Source organism: Thermoleptolyngbya oregonensis NK1-22 (assembly GCF_032705245.1).
Taxonomy (GTDB): Bacteria; Cyanobacteriota; Cyanobacteriia; order Elainellales; family Elainellaceae; genus Thermoleptolyngbya; species Thermoleptolyngbya sichuanensis.
On record NZ_CP053540.1, the window covers coordinates 3,364,857 to 3,383,026 of the forward strand.

General features: G+C 57.5%; 17 protein-coding genes and 1 tRNA gene. 13 read left to right on the top strand and 5 right to left on the bottom strand.

From position 1 onward, the window contains the following. Positions 1 to 185 precede the first annotated feature (185 nt). The 4 genes from HNI00_RS14235 (at position 186) to HNI00_RS14250 (ending at position 4,971) form a co-directional block, all read left to right on the top strand. Positions 186 to 1,670, top strand: coding sequence for a WD40 repeat domain-containing protein (locus HNI00_RS14235; protein ID WP_316787237.1), 1,485 nt, complete (start codon positions 186 to 188; stop codon positions 1,668 to 1,670). A gap of 74 nt (positions 1,671 to 1,744) precedes the next feature. Further along, positions 1,745 to 2,332 carry a DUF924 family protein gene (locus HNI00_RS14240; protein ID WP_316787239.1) on the top strand — a complete coding sequence of 196 codons (588 nt, stop codon included), beginning with the start codon at positions 1,745 to 1,747 and terminating at the stop codon, positions 2,330 to 2,332. Positions 2,333 to 2,476: 144 nt separating this feature from the next. Further along, positions 2,477 to 3,184 (top strand): N-acetylmuramoyl-L-alanine amidase, encoded by a 708-nt coding sequence (locus HNI00_RS14245; protein ID WP_316787241.1) that lies wholly within the window; start codon positions 2,477 to 2,479, stop codon positions 3,182 to 3,184. A 344-nt stretch (positions 3,185 to 3,528) separates the two neighbouring features. Next, positions 3,529 to 4,971: a sodium/glutamate symporter gene (locus tag HNI00_RS14250; protein WP_316787243.1), complete on the top strand. Its 1,443-nt coding sequence runs from the start codon at positions 3,529 to 3,531 to the stop codon at positions 4,969 to 4,971. A gap of 60 nt (positions 4,972 to 5,031) precedes the next feature. Here the strand turns inward: HNI00_RS14250 and hppD are convergent, their stop codons facing one another. Then, on the bottom strand, positions 5,032 to 6,147 hold the full coding sequence (gene hppD, locus HNI00_RS14255; RefSeq protein WP_316787245.1) for a 4-hydroxyphenylpyruvate dioxygenase: 1,116 nt from the start codon (positions 6,145 to 6,147) through the stop codon (positions 5,032 to 5,034). Between the two features lie 622 nt (positions 6,148 to 6,769). On the opposite strand from hppD, the gene HNI00_RS14260 reads away from it, so the two are divergent. Both HNI00_RS14260 and HNI00_RS14265 read left to right on the top strand, forming a co-directional pair. Continuing rightward, complete coding sequence (locus HNI00_RS14260; protein WP_068515090.1) at positions 6,770 to 7,201, top strand: CAAD domain-containing protein; 432 nt, start codon at positions 6,770 to 6,772, stop codon at positions 7,199 to 7,201. Positions 7,202 to 7,432: 231 nt separating this feature from the next. Next, complete coding sequence (locus tag HNI00_RS14265) at positions 7,433 to 8,416, top strand: glycosyltransferase family 2 protein (protein WP_420156212.1); 984 nt, start codon at positions 7,433 to 7,435, stop codon at positions 8,414 to 8,416. A gap of 136 nt (positions 8,417 to 8,552) precedes the next feature. On the opposite strand, the gene HNI00_RS14270 is transcribed toward HNI00_RS14265, so the two are convergent. Continuing rightward, complete coding sequence (locus tag HNI00_RS14270; RefSeq protein ID WP_316787250.1) at positions 8,553 to 8,882, bottom strand: hypothetical protein; 330 nt, start codon at positions 8,880 to 8,882, stop codon at positions 8,553 to 8,555. Between the two features lie 655 nt (positions 8,883 to 9,537). On the opposite strand from HNI00_RS14270, the gene HNI00_RS14275 reads away from it, so the two are divergent. The 4 genes from HNI00_RS14275 to HNI00_RS14290 all read left to right on the top strand — a co-directional run bounded on the left by HNI00_RS14275 (position 9,538) and on the right by HNI00_RS14290 (position 13,486). Beyond that, a complete protein-coding gene (locus HNI00_RS14275) occupies positions 9,538 to 10,131 on the top strand; it encodes a DUF3177 family protein (protein ID WP_316787252.1) in 594 nt (197 codons plus the stop codon). Between the two features lie 24 nt (positions 10,132 to 10,155). After that, a complete protein-coding gene (locus HNI00_RS14280) occupies positions 10,156 to 11,106 on the top strand; it encodes a sulfotransferase (RefSeq protein WP_316787254.1) in 951 nt (316 codons plus the stop codon). Positions 11,107 to 11,504: 398 nt separating this feature from the next. Beyond that, complete coding sequence (locus tag HNI00_RS14285; RefSeq protein ID WP_316787256.1) at positions 11,505 to 13,295, top strand: TM0106 family RecB-like putative nuclease; 1,791 nt, start codon at positions 11,505 to 11,507, stop codon at positions 13,293 to 13,295. A gap of 117 nt (positions 13,296 to 13,412) precedes the next feature. After that, positions 13,413 to 13,486: transfer RNA gene (locus HNI00_RS14290), tRNA-Asp, on the top strand. Positions 13,487 to 13,555: 69 nt separating this feature from the next. Here the strand turns inward: HNI00_RS14290 and HNI00_RS14295 are convergent. After that, positions 13,556 to 13,783, bottom strand: a complete 228-nt coding sequence (locus tag HNI00_RS14295) for a hypothetical protein (RefSeq protein WP_316787258.1) — start codon at positions 13,781 to 13,783, stop codon at positions 13,556 to 13,558. Positions 13,784 to 14,010: 227 nt separating this feature from the next. On the opposite strand from HNI00_RS14295, the gene gltX reads away from it, so the two are divergent. The 3 genes from gltX to dusB all read left to right on the top strand — a co-directional run bounded on the left by gltX (position 14,011) and on the right by dusB (position 17,406). Next, a complete protein-coding gene (gene gltX, locus HNI00_RS14300) occupies positions 14,011 to 15,465 on the top strand; it encodes a glutamate--tRNA ligase (RefSeq protein WP_316787260.1) in 1,455 nt (484 codons plus the stop codon). A 79-nt stretch (positions 15,466 to 15,544) separates the two neighbouring features. Further along, the gene (locus HNI00_RS14305) at positions 15,545 to 16,252 is read left to right on the top strand and encodes a hypothetical protein (protein WP_316787262.1); all 708 of its coding nucleotides are present in this window, start codon (positions 15,545 to 15,547) and stop codon (positions 16,250 to 16,252) included. A gap of 95 nt (positions 16,253 to 16,347) precedes the next feature. Beyond that, positions 16,348 to 17,406 carry a tRNA dihydrouridine synthase DusB gene (gene dusB, locus HNI00_RS14310; RefSeq protein WP_316787264.1) on the top strand — a complete coding sequence of 353 codons (1,059 nt, stop codon included), beginning with the start codon at positions 16,348 to 16,350 and terminating at the stop codon, positions 17,404 to 17,406. A gap of 164 nt (positions 17,407 to 17,570) precedes the next feature. Here the strand turns inward: dusB and HNI00_RS14315 are convergent, their stop codons facing one another. Further along, a complete protein-coding gene (locus HNI00_RS14315; RefSeq protein WP_316787266.1) occupies positions 17,571 to 17,828 on the bottom strand; it encodes a hypothetical protein in 258 nt (85 codons plus the stop codon). Between the two features lie 72 nt (positions 17,829 to 17,900). Beyond that, on the bottom strand, positions 17,901 to 18,146 hold the full coding sequence (locus HNI00_RS14320; protein WP_172355649.1) for a hypothetical protein: 246 nt from the start codon (positions 18,144 to 18,146) through the stop codon (positions 17,901 to 17,903). Positions 18,147 to 18,170 lie beyond the last annotated feature (24 nt).

Here is an 18,170-nt window from a genome sequence, read left to right on the forward strand (position 1 = left end):
TGAGCGACGGCAAAACGCAGTGACAAAACGCAATAGCAAAAAACGCAATAGCAAAATATGTAGTCAAGCGATCGTTATTTTCGGACGGGGCAGCCAGTATAGTCAGGCTTGTCCTGGTCAGGCGTGTCATGGTTTTGTGTCATGGTTTTACAGATGGCCCCGGCTGCGCGATCGCCCTTCGCTAGATGAATGGTTTGGGTTCCAAGCGACACCGCCAGCGGGTGGCCCAAGTTGCCATAGTTCTTGGCGCTTGGCTCTTGGGCGGATGGCTATTGTATGGCAGCGCCTTTGCACCAGACGAGAGCCAGGGATCTCGACTATTGCTAGAGCAACAATCCCAGATGGCTCCGGCGCTAATTACCCCACAGGTTGCAGTAGAGCGTGCAGCAGGGCGTGCAGCAGAGATTGTGATGGGTTCCAGATCAACGATGGGTTCCAGATCAATAGAGACAGCCGAAGAGACAGCCGATGCTTTTTGGAAGGAAGCGGGCGATCGCTGGCAGCAGGTGTTTCAGGTCTGGCAGCCGCCGAAGTTTCCAAAGGCAGGCCGCTCTGTAACGCCAAGTAAGACAATGCCAAGTAAAACGGTGCCAAGTAAGACAATGCCAAGTAAACAGGGCGATCGCCTCATGCTGGCGGACTTGGCGCGTCCCGCTGCTGTTCCTGTGGCGACACTCCCCAGCCCAAATTTGCCTGCCCCTGGATCAGCCCCTTCGACCCCAGAAACGCAGGGGCGATCGCCCGACTCCCGTTCAGCTTTTCCCAAAACGCCAGAACCGCCAGAACATCAGATCAGGGTGCTACAGGGACATCAACGCGCGGTGTGGAGCGTGGCGTTCAGCCCAGATGGAGAGCAAATCGCCACGGCCGGAGCCGACGGCACGGCTCGCCTGTGGGACGATGCAGGTCATGAGCTAGACCAACTGGTGGGCCACGAACGCGCGGTGTGGAACGTGGTGTTTAGCCCGGATGGTCAGCGCCTCGCCACCGCCGGAGCCGACGGCACAGCCCGCCTGTGGGCCCTAGAGGGCGACGAACTGACGGTAATTTCAGCGGGCGATCGCGCGGTGTGGGATGTCGCCTTTAGCCCCGACGGTCAGCACCTCGCCACCGCCAGCACCGACGGCACAGCCCGCCTGTGGGATTTGGAGGGGCGGGAGTTGGTCGTGTTTCGGGGACACAACCGCGCCGTGTGGAGTGTTGCCTTTAGCCCCGACGGTCAGCGCCTCGCCACGGCCGGAGCCGATGGTACAGCTAGGCTGTGGACTTTAACGGGTCGCCAACTGGCAGTATTTCGCGGGCACGATCGCGCCGTGTGGAGTGTTGCCTTTAGCCCCGACGGCCAGCGCCTCGCCACCGCCGGAGGCGACGGCACGGCTCGATTGTGGAACCTGACCGGGCGATCGCTCGCCATCTTTGGGGACAATCGACGCGCCGTGTGGGACGTTGCCTTTAGCCCAGATCAGGCGCATCTGGCCACCGCCAGCGCCGATGGCACGGTTCGCCTCTGGAACCGAAATGGTGGACTGGTGGAAACCTTTGAGGGACATCGCCGTGCAGTTTGGAGTGTTAGCTTTCGTCCCGATGGCAAATGGCTAGCCTCCGCCGGGGCAGACGGCACCGCTCGGATTTGGGAACTGCCCGCGTCACTCAGCGCAGATCCTACCTGATGTAGACGTTCCTTCGGGGGCGATCGCCCTACCGTGTTCCAAAACGCTTAAACCTTAGCGCTCCTTGACGTAACATGCCTCCTTCACCCAACGACCTTCTGGACTTCTGGTTTGGTGCGCCCGACGAAACAGACCGCAGCTACGAGCAGCGTCGCAAGCTGTGGTTTACCAAAAACCCCAAAACAGACGAACGGATGCGCGATCGCTTCCTGGCGCTCTACGAGCAGGCCGCTAGGGGCGACTTGGACGAGTGGCAGGGGGAACCGCGTTCCTGTCTGGCGCTGGTGCTGCTGCTAGATCAGATTCCGCGCAATATCTTTCGCAACACGCCCAAAGCCTTTGCCACGGACGCAAAAGCACTGGAGGTGAGCCAGGGGGCGATCGCCCGTGGGCTAGATCAGGCGCTGAATCCGCTGGAACGGCTATTTCTCTACCTACCGCTGGAACATAGCGAAAACCTGGCGCACCAGCAGCAGTGTGTAGACTTGATGCAAAAACTGGCGGCGATCGCCCCCGAACTGCACGACCCCTATGACTATGCCCTGCGCCACCGTGACGTAATCCAGCGCTTCGGCCGCTTTCCCCATCGCAATCACATTCTGGGGCGACGCTCCACACCAGAAGAAGTCGAATTTCTCAAACAGCCCGGTTCGTCATTCTAGGTAGACTATTGTCACTCTGGGCAGACTATGTTAGTTCTCGATTTTGGATTTGAAGGAAGAGCGAAGAAGGAAGAACGAAGAACGAAGAACGAAAAATCCAAAATCTAAAATCCAAAATCGGTGCAACGCTAGGAGACAACCCGCATGGCAACCTGGATCAAAGAAACCGACTCTGCCATTTATCTGATGGAAGGTGGCTACTACCTTGAGCGAATCTTCAAAAAGCCCCGCGCTAATGGCGAAAAGGAACTCAATATTCGCCCAATGCATGAGTGGTTTAAGCGTGACGATGCGCCGGGGGGCATGGTGGTGGCGGTCGGCGTGCCGGGGCCAGAACCCCAGCCCAAGCCCGGAACCGGCCACGAAGGCGGCGGCTCTGGCGGAATGCCCAAACCCCAGGTGACGTTTATCCCGGCGCACCCGTCCAACTATCGCGCTCGCCGTGAAGGGTTCAAAATTAATACCATTGTGTTTCACAACACGGTGGCTCCGGTGCAGAGCGCCATCAACACGTTCCAAAGCTCGACCTCGCAGGTGTCGGCGCACTACATCATCGACCGCTCTGGCGAAATTATTCAGATGGTGCAGGATGACTATTGCGCCTTTCATGCGGGCAATAAGGATGTGAATGATCGCTCTATCGGCGTTGAACACGAGGCCACGCCCGCGCAGAAGGGCTTCACGCCCGCCCAGGAAAAGGCCAGCATCACGCTGATCCGGTTTTTGCTGGATGCCTACGGGATTCCCAAGGCCAATATCATCACTCACCGCAGCGTGCGGGCGACCCAGTGCCCCAGTCTGATCTTTGGGACAGACCTGGAGTTTCAGCAGTGGGTGACGCGGAATTTCTAGGGGCTGGCGCTGCTTCAGGCTCCAGGGTTCCCAAACATTGCGAAAAGCCCCGCAGCGGTTTGCCCGGTAATCCAAACTTGCCAATCCAAACTTGCCAATCCAAACTTGCCAATCCAAACTTGCCAATCCAAAATCCAAAATCCGCCTCACGCTGGTTCCACGTTCTCCTGTTTCCCGTCCTCTGTAACACTTCCTATCAAACCTGTGCCCTGAGTTACGGCTTGCTGCCTTAATAAAAGGCTATATAGCAATCAAGTTGTCATCCGCCTGTCTCCAAAAACTTGCAGCGCTGCAAATGGGTTGACGGGCGGGTTGGTCATCTGCCGTAAGGGCTGGGAGAAATCGTGTTTAATTTACGAACGGTCTTATTTGCCTTTGTGCTGCTGGCGATATTGCTGCTGGCGGGGCGCTATTTGAAGCATAAAATTCGCTTTTTTCAACGGCTTTATTTGCCTGCGTCGATCATTGCGGGGGTGCTGGCGCTGCTGCTGGGGCCGCAGGTATTGGGGGCGATCGCCACGGCCATTGGCGGCGAAGAGTCGCTGCTGGCGGGCGGTCTGTTTTCCGAAAATGTCCGCACTGTCTGGTCGCAGGCTCCCGGTGTGTTTATCAACATCGTCTTTGCCGCGCTATTTCTCGGTGAGACGATTCCGCCGCCACGCGACATCTGGCGCAAAGCTGCACCTCAGGTGGTGTTTGGGCAGACCCTTGCCTGGGGGCAATATGTCGTCGGCATTTTGGCCACGCTGCTGATTTTGGGGCCGGTGTTTGGGGCAAACCCGATCGCCTCCTGCTTGATCGAAATCGCCTTTGAGGGCGGCCACGGCACAGCGGGTGGTATGGCAGAAACGCTGAACAATCTGGGATATGCCGATGGCGCAGATCTGGCGATTGGTCTGGCGACGGTGGGCATTGTGTCGGGTATTGTGCTGGGCACGGCGCTGGCCGACTGGGGGCGGCGCAAGGGCTATGTCGCTTCGATTAACCGCAACGCCATCGAGCCAGAGGAAATTCCCGACCTGAACGTGGTGGCCGAAACGCCGGAACTGCGCCAGCAGCGGGCGCGGCTGCTGCGAAATCTGCTGGTCGATCCGCTGTCGATCAACTTTGGCATCGTCGGCATGGCGATCGCCCTTGGCTGGCTCTTGCTAGAGGCGCTGAAGTGGATTGAGTCTGTCACCTGGGGACAGACGGGCTTTGTGGTGATGCCGTTTGTGCCGCTGTTTCCGCTGGCGCTGGTGGGCGGCATTATCACTCAGTCCATTCTGAATCGGCTGGGGCTGGGGGCGCTGGTCATTCGCCCGATGATTCAGAATATTGCAGGCGTGGCGCTGGATGTGGTCGTGATTGCGGCGATCGCCTCCATCTCGCTGCGGGTAATCGGCGGCAACCTGAGTGTGTTTCTGACGCTCAGCATCCTGGGCATTTTGTGGAACGTACTCATCTTCCTGTGGCTGGCTCCGCGCCTGTTTTCGCAACATTGGTTTGAAAAAGGCATCGGCGACATGGGCCAGTCGATGGGCGTGACCGCAACGGGCATTTTGCTTCTGCGAATGGTAGACCCCGACAACAGCACCGGCGCATTTGAAAGCTTCGCCTATAAGCAGTTGTTCTTTGAACCCATCGTGGGCGGCGGCCTATTTACCGCTGCGGCTCCGGCCCTGGTGAATAGCTGGGGACTGGTTCCTGTGCTGCTGCTAACGGCTGGACTGCTGATTTTCTGGCTGGTGGTGGGCTATCTGCTGATGCGACAGGAACGGCGGCATTCCTCGGCAACGCCTGTGTAACTGGGGCAGTAGGAGCAGCAGGGTGGGGGCCGCAACAGCCATGCAGCGGGATGCCTCTCTTTACCCCAGACTCCCCCGCTTCTGCTGCTCTCGCTCCATTGCGCGAAACAGGGCTTGAAAATTGCCCTCGCCAAAGCCGTTAGGGAGGCGCTGCTGCTGACCAGCCCAGTAGGCGCGGCGTTCAATTACTTCCAGGAAAAAAGTCGGCTGCGGAAAGATGGGCTGGGTAAACGCCTGGAGCAGCATGGCGTTCGGTTCGTGGGCGGCCCAATCAACCAGGATTTGCTGCTGGGCGATCGCCCGCCAGGCCTCCTCCGACAGCGAAAAACCCTCACGCTGCCGCAGTTGGGTATAGTATTCCAGCGGCACATCGAGAAACTCGACCCCGCGCTGGCGCAACTGGGCGATCGCCCCCAGGGCATCCCGCGTCCGCAGCGCAACATGCTGAATCCCTGCGCCCCGGTTGATATCGAGAAATTCCTGAATTTGCGAGTTGGGCGAGGCGGGTTCATTGATCGGCAGTTGCACCGTGCCGCCAGGATGCCCCAACACGCGACTGCACAGGCCCGAACGCTCGGTCTGAATGGTGAAGCCCTGCTGTCGCCGCAGCCCTAGCACCTGTTCATACCAGAGGGTGGCTGGCTCCAGGTTGCCCGCGGCCACATTCAGCACTGCATGGTCGATTTGTTCAAAAAAACCAGCGCAGTGGGGCGACATGGCTCCCGGCTCCCAAAAGTCCAGCGTTTCTAAATCGGGCAAGGTGGCCCAGATGGGGACTGCCGCCTGCCCCGACCAGTCCAGCAGCGTGTGACGCAGATCTTGCCATCCGGCGATCGCCCCCCAGCGCAGGGTGCCGTTGAGCAGGTCTTCTTCTGTGACGGGCTGCAAGACAGTTGCCCCAGCGGCGATCGCCTGGGTCATGACCGCCGCCACATTGCTCACCCCAAACGCCAAGTCCGCGACTCCGGGCGGGTGCTGATCGAGATAACGCGCCACTGGGCTACTGCGGGTTCGGGCTGAGGATACCGCTATCCACACCCCTCCACAGCGCACGATTTCTGTCCAGGTTTCGCGGCTGCGGGCCGTCGCCACAGGCAAAAAGCCCAACCGCTCGATCAACCACTCGCGCCATTCCCCCGCATGGCCTACATAGAAGTGAATATGCTGAATGTCCATCGTCAGCCTGCCTACCAAAATGCAACCCAAACACACCCACACCAAACGCCCTCAGCTTATCGCGTGTCTGTCTAAAATGCAGCGAGGGAGACTACCCCAAATACGGAGAAGCCTGAGAACGAGAGCATCAGGAAGCATGGGAGTCGCCGTCCCAAGTTAAAGATTTGTCAACTAAAGATTTGTCAACTCTTTGATCGCCAATCGCTCTCCCTCTCTTGCGCTTGTCCTGCAAGACTCAGGTTGTTCGACAAGACAGGAAGGTAGTCTTGCATTTTCTCAAGGTCTGCTTTAGTGTCAAATGGAATCTAAAGATAAGATTTTTTTTGAAAAAATCTAAATGTCTTTTCCTGCAAGGTTTCTGTCGTTCTAGACGGAGATTGCAGGGCGAGAAGTACAGGAGTAGTGATAGGAGTACTTACAGGAGTACTTACAGGAGTACTGACAAGAGGAGCTACAAAAGGAGTTACAAATCGTTGTTGCCAGAGGACAGCAGTTCGTTAGACTATCATCTTGGCAAGCGCTGTCTGGTCTGAACACGGTTCAACAGTATCCAATCGCAAAACCCCAGATCGCAAAACCTCAGATTGCTGTCACCCGATTGTTGTTGTAATAAGGAACGGTTATGGAACCTGAAGTCAAAAACGAAATTAACACCCCTGACTTTATCAACGCCGAGGACACTGGAAAGCTGACTTCCTTCGGCACCGAGGAAAACACGGGCGAAGAGTGGCGTGAGTACGTGGACAAAGCAACAGAATTCGTTGCTGACCTGCCCAAATACCTATCTGAGTTTTTTGGGCAATACAAAAGCCCCTTTGTCACCATTGGTCTGCTGCTGGCAGCGCTGATTGCGGTGCGGCTGGTGCTGGCGATTCTGCGGTCGGTCAACGATATTCCCCTGCTGGCTCCTACCTTTGAGCTGATTGGGCTGGGCTATACGGCGTGGTTTGTCTATCGCTATTTGCTGCGGGCCTCGAATCGGAAGGAACTGGTCAACGATTTCAACGAGCTAAAGTCGCAAGTGCTGGGGCATCGCAATAACCCGCCGCTCTAGGGCTTGGCCAGGGATTGAGTTGTCTTGAAGCGTTATCTCATTGCGGGGTTGCCCTAGAAACTGGGTAATCTAGCGATGGAAGTGTCTGTACAGCAGTGCTTGCTTAATGTAAAGGGCACTACAAGGGTTCTAAGAGGGCACTGAAAGAGCGCTAGAAGGGCGCTAGAGGGCACCGAAAGGGCACGAAGAGATCAACAGAGAGCAACAAAGGGCAACTCAGAGGGCAACTCGATGGACAGCGTGGGAGTTGTTGCAATTGGGCGCAACGAGGGCGATCGCCTGCGGCAATGTCTCTCGTCGGTGGTGGGTCGGGCAGCGCAGGTGGTCTACGTCGATTCTGGCTCCACAGACGGGAGCGTGGAGCTAGCGCGATCGCTCGGTGCAGAGGTGGTCGTGCTGGATCTGTCGATTCCCTTCACCGCCGCCCGCGCCCGCAATGCCGGATTTGCTCGACTGCTGGAACTGCTGCCCCAGGCGGAGTTTGTGCAGTTTGTCGATGGCGACTGCGAAATTGTCTCTGGCTGGATAGAGCAGGCCACCCAAGCCCTGCGCGACCATCCCGACTGGGCAGTGGTCTGCGGGCGGCGGCGGGAGCGCTTCCCGGATGCCACGCTGTACAACCGCCTCTGTGACATGGAGTGGAATACGCCTGTGGGCGAGGCCAAGGCCTGCGGCGGCGATGCGCTGATGCGGGTGGCGGCGGTGCAGCAGGTGGGGGGCTATAACCCTGCGCTGATTGCGGGAGAGGAGCCAGAACTCTGCGTGCGGCTGCGGCAGCAGGGCTGGAAAATCTTCCGCCTGGATGCCGAGATGACGCTACACGATGCCAACATGACGCGCTTTGCTCAGTGGTGGAAGCGCACCAAGCGGGCCGGCCACGCCTACGCCGAAGGCTCTTGGCTGCACGGGGCCCCGCCTGAGCGGCACTGGGTCAAGGAAACGCGGAGCATCTGGCTGTGGGGATTGGGAATTCCCCTGGGGGCGATCGCCCTTGCACCGTTAACTAAGGGCCTCAGCCTGCTGCTGCTGCTAGGCTATCCGCTCATGACCTACCGCATCTACCGCTATTTCAAGCAGCAGGGCTACAAAGCCTCCGATGCGCTGCCCTATGCCGCATCCTGCGTTCTGGGCAAGTTTCCTGGGCTGGCAGGCGTGCTGCAATTTCACGCCAATCGCCTGCTGGGCCGCCGCAACGCCCTGATCGAATACAAGTAATGCTGCTGTCGTCTGTCCTAACCCTCGTCTCTACACCCCAATCCCTTGGGATTTACGCACTTGCGATTAAGTTTTCTGGGTTTTGGGCGATTTCTTGCGGAATACGCCCGTGAGAAATTCCCCAACTGCGTATGTCTTATCCCCAAATCAAACCCGATTCCTGAAACGCTTGTTCTAGATCAGCCGCAACCCCCAATTGGGCAGACCAATGTTGCAAGTAGGCGATGTCAAGCTGATCCGTCTGGGTTTTCAAGATTCCTAAAATGTCTCGCCACTGCTTTTCTGACTGGCTAGATTGCCGCCATTGCAGCTTGCTCAAAATCAAATCTTCTGGAGACGCAAAGTAAAAGTCGCCCCGACTGGGAATCGACAGTCGCCGCCGCCGAAACTTTTCCATATCAAACGCATCCGTGCCAAATAGCACTAGATCAGCCTGGAGGATGGTTTCCTGATGAATGATCTGCAACGTGCGCGGATTGTCCGGCTAGGACTTCTTCCACTCCTGGCACATAAAAACCTGCTGCTTCCAACGCTGAAATCAGTTGTGTCAAATCTGCGGGATTCAAATCCGGGTTCAAATTCAACACTACGTCTAAGTCTTGAGTGGTTCTGGGTTCTCCGTAGGCAGTTGCGGCAACTCCGCCCGTGATGTACTAGGGGGTATCAAAGGGTTTTAAAGCACGCCCTAGATTCAGCTATAAGTCTGGTTACACAAGTCTGGCTACAATTTAGCAGCCCTCTTAGCAGTCGTCAGACCAACCTTCTGCATCAGCAATACGATTCTTGCCCACGATTCTTGCCGACGTGCCGTGAGCTACGGCAGAAATCTGCGGGACAAGGCCAGTAAGGTCTTACACTGGATAAGGCTCTTAGAGAATGTTTGAAAAGGTATCGCCTGTAATGTTAAGCACTCAGAGATCCCCCCTAACCCCCCTTAAAAAGGGGGGAAACCGCCTTAAAGTCCCCCTTTTTCAGGGGGATTTAGGGGGATCTTGCACGCTTTGCTACAAACAGTAGGACTTTTCAAACATCCTCTTAGAGGTTCTTCGGCTAAAACAGGGTTTGACCCCAGTCCCTCTGTACGTTGCAACTCATTTCCAATCATTTCCACCCTTGGACTCATGTCTCCCGATCTTCTGCGCTCTCTAGTTTGGATGGACTATCGTTTGGCGGTGCTGTTTGCAGTGCTGCTGCCGCTAATTTTGCTGATCTGGGCAACGGTGAAGCAGGCTGAAGCCATGCAGCGGCTGCTGATTATTTACTGGCGCGTTTCCAGCCTGCTGGCGATTACGGTTTATCTGCTGATTGGCGATTTGAAGATCGGCTTTCTGGCATCGTTTTTGGCGCGGATTTTGATTCCCGTTGGGCTGTGGTTCTGGGTTGACCTGAATGAGGAAATTGACGACCAGCGCTCTAGCCCGCTTAAGTTTGTGTTTAGTGCCTGGCGCTGGGCGCTGACGATCTACAGTACGCTGGGGGCGATCGCCACGATTCCCTTTTTGCAATGTGCCTTTTCGGACGCAAGCTACCCAACGTCCTTTTGCCAGGTGTGGCGCGAAGCCCCGCTGATTTACAAAGATGTCCTCCATGCCAACTATCGCCCGCCTTTCTTGGGCTTTTTGGGCATTGTCGGGCTGGTGATTTATCTAATTTACTTTGGGCACTTTGTCATTGTGCGGCTGGGGCGGCAGGGTCGTTCTGCCATCGAGCAATAGCCCGTACCGCCAGTGCATAGCGCTATGGGCAAAGTCTTGCCAAAACCAATTCTGGTGACGGGTTCCCATCGCTCTGGCTCGACCTGGGTAGGGCGGATGATCGGCGCATCGCCCCAAGTCGCCTATATTCACGAGCCGTTTCACCTGGATCACAACCTGGGCTTTTGCGGCGCACAGTGGGACTATTGGTTTCAATACATCTGCGCCGACAACGAGGCTCAATATCGGCGTTTTTTTGAGAAAACGGTGCGGCTGCAATACAACCTGATTCCCAGTTGGAAGCTGGTGAATGATGCAGAATATCGCCGCAAAGTGCGGGGCGATCGCGCGTTTTTTGCCAAAAGCCGTGCGGCGGGCCGTCGTCCTCTGCTGAAAGACCCGATCGCCCTCTTCTCTGCCGACTGGCTGGCAACCCGCTTTAACATGGACGTGGTGGTGATGATTCGCCATCCCGCTGCCTTTGCCTACAGCCTGAAAAAAGCGGGCTGGTTCCACAACTTCCGCCATTTTCTCGACCAGCCACTGCTGATGCGGGATCATCTGCATCCCTTTGCCGCCGAAATTGAGGAATTCGTCGCCGGAGACGAAGTACCTGGTGGCGGGCACGGGCGGTCGATTCTGGAACACGCGGCGCTGCTGTGGAAGCTGATTCACTATCGCATCGCCACCTACCGGGAGCAGTTTCCCCACTGGCAGTTCGTGCGGCACGAAGACCTGTCGCTAGAGCCGCTGGCGGGCTTTCAGCAAATCTTTGACCAATTGGGGCTGGATTTTAGCGACACCGTGCAGCGCAAAATTACAGACTATAGCAACGAAAAAAATCCCTCGGTGGAGCCGTCGCTGTTTGCCCTCAAGCGCAACAGCAAAGCCAATGCCTACGCCTGGAAGGAAAAGCTTTCGGCTGAAGAAATTGCGTTTATTCGAGCGCAGGTGGGCGATTGGGCGGAGCGGTTCTATCGTGCTGAAGAGTGGTGAAGAGTGGTGCAGTGATTCGCTTCTGGCTGCGGCCTAAGGGTTGCTGGCAAACGCGATGCGGATTTTTGATGCAGATTTTTCCAGATCAGGGTAGAGTCATGGAAGATAGGAAAAAATTCTCAGAACTGCCGGACTGCGGCGGAGGTTTTTTAGAGATTTTTTTCAGTTTGGGTGAATCTTCTGTCTGCCATCGGAGCTTTTGTTTTTGCGCTCGTCGCGCCTTGCCCACAGGCCATCCTGCATGATGCTATCGAGTCGATCGCCCCACTCCCAGGTTTTCACAAGGCTGAAGCAGCGACCGCTGGTTTGCTTGCTCAGCCTGGAGGAGTGTGTCCGCTAATCCGCCGCGATTTGAACGATCAGAGGCGGAGAGCGAATACTCTGCCTCGCTGGTTTCGATGCCTGAAAGTGTTAAATCTGACGCGAGTTTTCGACCGTCTGCCGAGGACTATACCAAGCAATATACCGGGCAATATCCGGGGCAATATCCGGGGCAACAGGCTGGGCAATGCATCGGGCAATGCACCGAGTCACACACGGAACAATATGCGGGGCACCATGCGGGGCAACATGGGGGCGATCGCCCGTCAGGGCCCTATCGCAGGCAATTGATATTGCCAGAGCAGGGAGAACCCGCTGCACTTCACGCGGATTTCAGTCCGCATACTCTCAGTTTGCATACTCTCAGTCCGCGTACGATTTGGCTCACGGACGAACTGCTGTTTAGCTTTCAGCGTTGCCATCGCCGCGCCTACCTCGACCGCTATGGCGACCTGGAATATTGCGATGCGCCCAGCGACTATCTGCTGAAGCTGCGGCAAGACAGCCTGGCCCACCGCCGCGAAATTTTGCAGGATGCGGTGATTCACGAAGCAGATTATCCCCGGTCAAACTGGGCGGCGGGCGCGGAGACCACGCTGGCGCTGATGCAGCAGGGGGTAGAGCGCATTTCTCGCGGCGTGCTGCTGACGGAATACCGCGATGGCGTGATGCTGGTGAGTTGCCCTGATCTGCTGGTGCGGCATCCGGGCGAGTCGGTTTTTGGCGACTGGATGTATGTGCCGACGGATATCCGCCTGGGCAAACGCCCCAAGCTGGATTATCAGGTGATGGCGGCGTTTCATGCCTACGTGCTGGCGGCGGTGCAGGGTGCGTGGTGCGACACAAGCTGGCTGATGCTGCGGCAGCGTGGCCCCTATGCAGTGGATTTGGTGGATCTCGTGCCGCGCATGGAGGAAATTCTCTACGCCTGCGCTGAAATGCTGATCGCCCAGCGGGAACCAGAGGTGTTTATTGCCCACAACCGCTGCGACCTCTGCCACTGGTATAGCTTCTGCTATGGCCTGGCGACGGGCGATCGCCATCTCTCCCTGCTCCCCGGCGTTACGCCCAGCCGCTATGTTTATCTCAAGCAAATGCAAATCACCACGCTGGAGGCGCTAGCGGCCACGCCCGTCCGGGAGTTGGAAATGCTTCCTGGCTTTGGGCCGGCCGTGGCGCACAAGCTGGTGCATCAGGCCCAGGCAACGCTGAATCAGGAGGCGCTGCTGAATCCGTCGCTGTCTCATGGGGCGCTGCTGGAACTGGTCACTCATCGCCGTCTGCCCACTGCGGAGGTCGAACTGTATTTCGATATTGAGTCCGCGCCAGAGCAAAACGTGGTGTATCTGCATGGCGTGCTGGTGGTGGATCGGGGCCAGGGGCACAACACCTTCTACGCGCTGCTGGCGGAAACCCCAGAGGACGAGCGTCTCGCCTGGAACCAGTTGATAGAACTGTTTCAGCGCTATCCTGACGCACCGATTTTTCATTTTTGCCCCTACGAGGTGCAGACGGTGCGCCGTTTGGGAGAATTGTTTGGCTCTGCTCCAGAGGTCGTGGAGGATTTGCTGACCCGATTTGTGGATTTGCACGACTGGGTGACGCAGGTGGCGCTGCTGCCCGTCGAGAGCTACGCGCTGAAGGCGATCGCCCGCTGGCTGGGGTTCAACTGGCGCGATGCAGAGGCCAACGGCGCACAATCCATCTTCTGGTATGCACAATGGCTGCAAACGGGCGATCGCACATTTCTCGAATCGATTTTGCGCTACAACGAAGATGACTGCCGCGCCACCCACCGCGTCAAGGATTGGCTGGCGGCATTCATCACCGAAAAAGTGCAGGAAATTCAGGCGGAACAAGGGCCTTAGGAACAAGCCTCAGCCTGTTCTCCAAAAAATATCCAAAAGTTTCTCAAAACATTTGACAAAAGGCTCCCAGACCTACACAATAGAGATTGCGTCTTTCAAAGGTCGCACAAAGCACAAGGGACCGTAGTTCAATCGGTTAGAGCACCGCCCTGTCACGGCGGAAGTTGCGGGTTCGAGCCCCGTCGGTCCCGTTCTATGTTAAGCAAGACAGACTAAGCTGGGCAGGTTGCATCAGGTGTAGCGTCCAGAGCGGTTTATGGCTAGATGCTATGTTCCTCCATATACTCTTTTACGCCCTGATTCAAATCTGCTAGCGCGTCATCCAGCGTGGCATAGCTTTCTTGTCCTTCGTAAACTATGCCGCCGGGATCAAGCGCTCGAACGAAGGAGGTGCTGTACTCATCAGCGCCAATTTCTATCCAGCCTTGAATTGCCAGGAATCGGCTGAGATGAGGATAGCGTTTATCCAGTGTTTCAGATTTCGGCATTCCCAATGTCCTGAGGCAACTTGTGTAAAGCCACTCAATTCATATCACTAAACCCCTCTGAATGAGTTTGGTAAACGAGTCGGTGTCTAGTTCCATGACTCGCTAGAATCTTTAAGGTTGGTTTGCTGTGCGTCGTCGGGTGGCTCTGAGGCGATCGCCATCAATTCCCTCACTCCATCTCCTGTCGCTCACCTAACCCCCAATCCCTAACCCCTAACCCCTACAACATGTCCGTTCGAGTTCGCATTGCGCCCAGTCCCACCGGAAAGCTCCACATCGGCACCGCTCGTACTGCCGTGTTTAACTGGCTCTTTGCCCGTCACAATGGCGGCCGGTTTGTGCTGCGGATTGAAGATACTGACCTAGAGCGATCGCGCTCTGAGTTTACCGACAACATCCTCGACGGGCTGAAATGGCTGGGGCTGAACTGGGACGAAGGGCCTGTCTTTCAAACCCAGCGCACCGAGCTATACCGCCAAAAAATTCAGGAATTGCTGGACAAGGGGCTGGCCTATCGCGCCTACGACACGCCCGCAGAACTGGACGCGATGCGCGAAGCCCAAAAGTCCCGCAACGAAGCGCCGCGATACGACAATCGCCATCGGGATCTAACGCCAGAGCAGGAAGCCGCCTTCATCGCCGAGGGTCGCCAGCCCGTCATCCGCTTCAAAATCGACGACGACCGGGAAATTTCCTGGACTGATCTAGTGCGCGGGATGGTCACCTGGAAGGGGCGCGACTTGGGCGGCGATATGGTGATTGCCCGCGCATCGGCGGCGGGGGAAATCGGCGCACCGCTCTACAACTTCGTCGTGGTGGTGGACGACATCGACATGGGCATTAGCCACGTCATTCGCGGCGAAGACCACATCGGCAACACGCCCAAGCAAATCCTGCTGTACGAAGCGCTGGGCGCGTCCGTGCCAGAATTTGGGCATACGCCGCTGATCCTGAACCAGGCGGGCGCAAAGCTGTCGAAGCGAGACGGGGTTACGTCGATTTCCGACTTTCGCGAAATGGGCTATACGCCAGAGGCGATCGCCAACTACATGACGCTGCTGGGCTGGTCGCCGCCGGAGGGCATGTCGGAGATTTTCACCCTGGAAGAAGCGGCGAAACAATTTAGCTTTGATCGAGTCAACAAGGCCGGAGCCAAGTTTGACTGGGACAAGCTCAACTGGATCAATAGCCAATACCTGCATCACAAGCCCCTCGGTGAACTGACCGACCTGCTGATTCCCCTGTGGCAAGCGGCGGGCTACGAGTTTGACCCGACGGGCGATCGCCCCTGGCTGGAACAAGTCGCTGCCCTCGTCGGCCCCAGCCTGGTGAAGCTAAACGACGCAGTGGAGATGACCCGCTACCTGTTCGTGCCGGATGTGGGCTTTACCGACGCAGCTACGCAGCAGCTTCAGCAGCCCAGCGTGGGCACGGCGCTTCAGGGCATCCTGACGGCGCTAGACACGACCGCTGTTACACCAGACACCGTGCAGGACGTGATTCAGCAGGGCGTGCAGGCGGCGGGCGTGAAAAAGGGCGTGGTGATGAAATCGCTGCGGGCGGCGCTGACGGGCGACCTGCAAGGGCCAGACCTGGTGCAATCCTGGCTGCTGCTGCATCAGCGGCAAATCGACAAAGCCCGCCTGAACCAAGCCCTGGCGATCGCCCAGTCCGCTGCCTGACCTGCGCCTGACCTGCGCTTCACCCTAGATCACCTGCCTAGATCCCCTGGACTGTTTGCTGTTCAACGCTCAAATTGCCATGCCTCATTCTGCAACGTTGCGTCGGGTTTTGTTTTCGACGGCTCTGCCGCTGGCGATCGCCGCTTTGGGATCTGCTACTAGGGCGATCGCCCAGGCTCAGCCCACCCCGTCCGACCCGTTGCAGCCTGCGGTGCCGTTTCCGACGGAGGAGCCAGAGCCGGGTGAACCCGCGCCCGTCGAACCCCCCGCAGCATACCCCAGCCCTGGGGTACGGCCTGAAGCGCCTGTGCAGTCCATGCCAGCGCCCCCCAGCCCTGCATCCCAGTTTCCCCGCAGCACCCAGCGGCGATCGCCCACTCCGTTTGGCGGCAGCACGATTTTTGAAAACCTCACCCTCACCCCTGGCGCAGACCCCAGCCCCAAAACGATTCGCGGCATCAGCGGCGGCCCCCTTCCAGCCAGCGACGTGGCCGGCCGCCCCGAAACCGCCACGGGGCCCTGCCTCGGCTTCGTAGACACCCAGCCCGACCACATTTTGACGCTCACGGCTCCCTTTGAGTTTCTCAGCCTCCAGGTGCAAAGCGCCGAAGACACGACCCTCGTCGTCAAAGGGCCGGGCGGAAGCTGGTGCAACGATAATTACCTGAGCCTCAACCCTGGCATCGCTGGACAGTGGCTCCCCGGTCGCTACGAAATCTGGATCGGCTCTCACCGCAATAACGGGTACTTTCCCTATGTGATTCGGGTGTTGCAGCAGCCGGAGTGAGGGCGTGTTGGCGCAATTCACCTGCCATAATGGGAAAAGTCGGGCGATCGCCCGTCGTTGGGTAAAGTGCCCTCTCAGTCGTTCGTCAACCGCCCATGATTACGCTATCGTCAGAACTCCAGCAACGCCTCGCCTCGCCGCTCAAGATCGGCAATTTTGAGGTGAATAGTCGCGTGTTGCAGTCGCCGCTGTCGGGCGTGACCGATCTGGTGTTTCGGCGGCTGGTGCGGCGATATGCGCCCGACTCCATGATGTACACCGAAATGGTGAACGCGACGGGGCTGCACTACGTCAAGCAGCTTCCCAAAATCATGGAAGTAGACCCCAGCGAACGCCCGATTAGCATTCAGCTTTTTGACTGTCGCCCCGACTTTTTGGCTGAGGCCGCGCAAAAGGCCGTAGACGAAGGCGCAGACACCGTAGACATCAACATGGGCTGCCCGGTGAATAAAATCACCAAAAACGGCGGCGGCTCCTCCTTGCTGCGGCAGCCGGAACTGGCGGCGGAAATTGTGCGGTCTGTGGTGCAGGCGGTGAACGTGCCCGTGACGGTGAAGACGCGCATTGGCTGGAGCGACCAGGAAATCAACGCGGTGGAATTTGCCCGTCGGATGGAAGATGCGGGCGCACAAATGTTGACGCTGCACGGCCGCACTCGCGCCCAAGGCTACAACGGCCCCGCCCGCTGGGAATGGATCGGTAAGGTGAAATCGGCGCTGTCGATTCCGGTGATTGCCAACGGGGATATTTTTTCGGTGGAGGCGGCGGTGCGCTGCCTGGAGGAAACGGGCGCAGACGGCGTGATGTGTTCGCGAGGAACGCTGGGCTATCCGTTTCTGGTGGGCGAGGTGGATCATTTCCTGAAAACGGGCGAGGTGCGTCGGCCGCCGACTCCGGTGGAGCGGATGCAGTGTGCCCGCGACCATTTGGAAATGCTGTGGGAGTATAAGGGCGATCGCGGCATTCGTCAGGCCCGCAAGCACATGACCTGGTATGCCAAGGGGTTTCCTGATGCGGCGGTGCTGCGCGGCAAGCTGGCCGTCATCGAAAATCTGGAGCAAGGGCTGGAACTGCTAGACTGGGCGATCGCCCGATTGTCTGAGTATGATTGGAGCGACCTGCCCAGCGCTGCACCAGAACTGGTCGAAGTTTAGGGTCGAAATCGGCTCTAGAAAAAGCGAACCGGATAGGCTATCCCCAGGTTGCCCGACTGCGGGCCGAAAAACGCAGGCGCGACGCAACGAGGCAATGAGTAAAACAAATAAAGTAATAAAAGATAACAAAAAGTAAATTGACGATGTGCCGTGGCAGCGCAAATCTAGCCCAGCGCCGACTGAGGCTCCAGTTCACAGACCTGAACCTCTCGCCGCGAGACGATGTGCAGATCGCTGGGATAGCGGGGTCGCGGATCGCCCACCAGCCAAATTGGGGGAACCATCAGCGCTTCGTAGGATTCAATTTGATACAAAATGCCAGGTTTTTCCTTGAGTTCTACCATCGTTCCGGGCAGGTACTCGAATAGCTCATCCCAGTCAATTACAGAGTCCACTACAGGGTCCACAGAGTCGGTGTTCATCGTTGGTATTTGTAACGGTCTACGGCTCTGGTTCAAGCATTCAGATTCAAACCAGATTCAGCGGCGATCGCCCTAGCAGTAGAAATCGCTCCGGTCTAACACGACCTCACCATAATCCGGCACCCACGCCACCCAGCTCCCAGAAGCCTCCTGGCACAGCAGCTTGGCTTCATTGAAGCTGTAGGCACTGAGCGGTTGCAGCAGATTGACCCACGTATCCCGGTTGTAGGTGATGCGACAGACTGGGTTCCAACCCTGGGCGATCGCCCGCTCTAGGTCTAGTGTCAGCCGCGCCGTGTCGGTCGGGTAAAGGGACATAGTTTCAGACTCCGGCTTAATGAA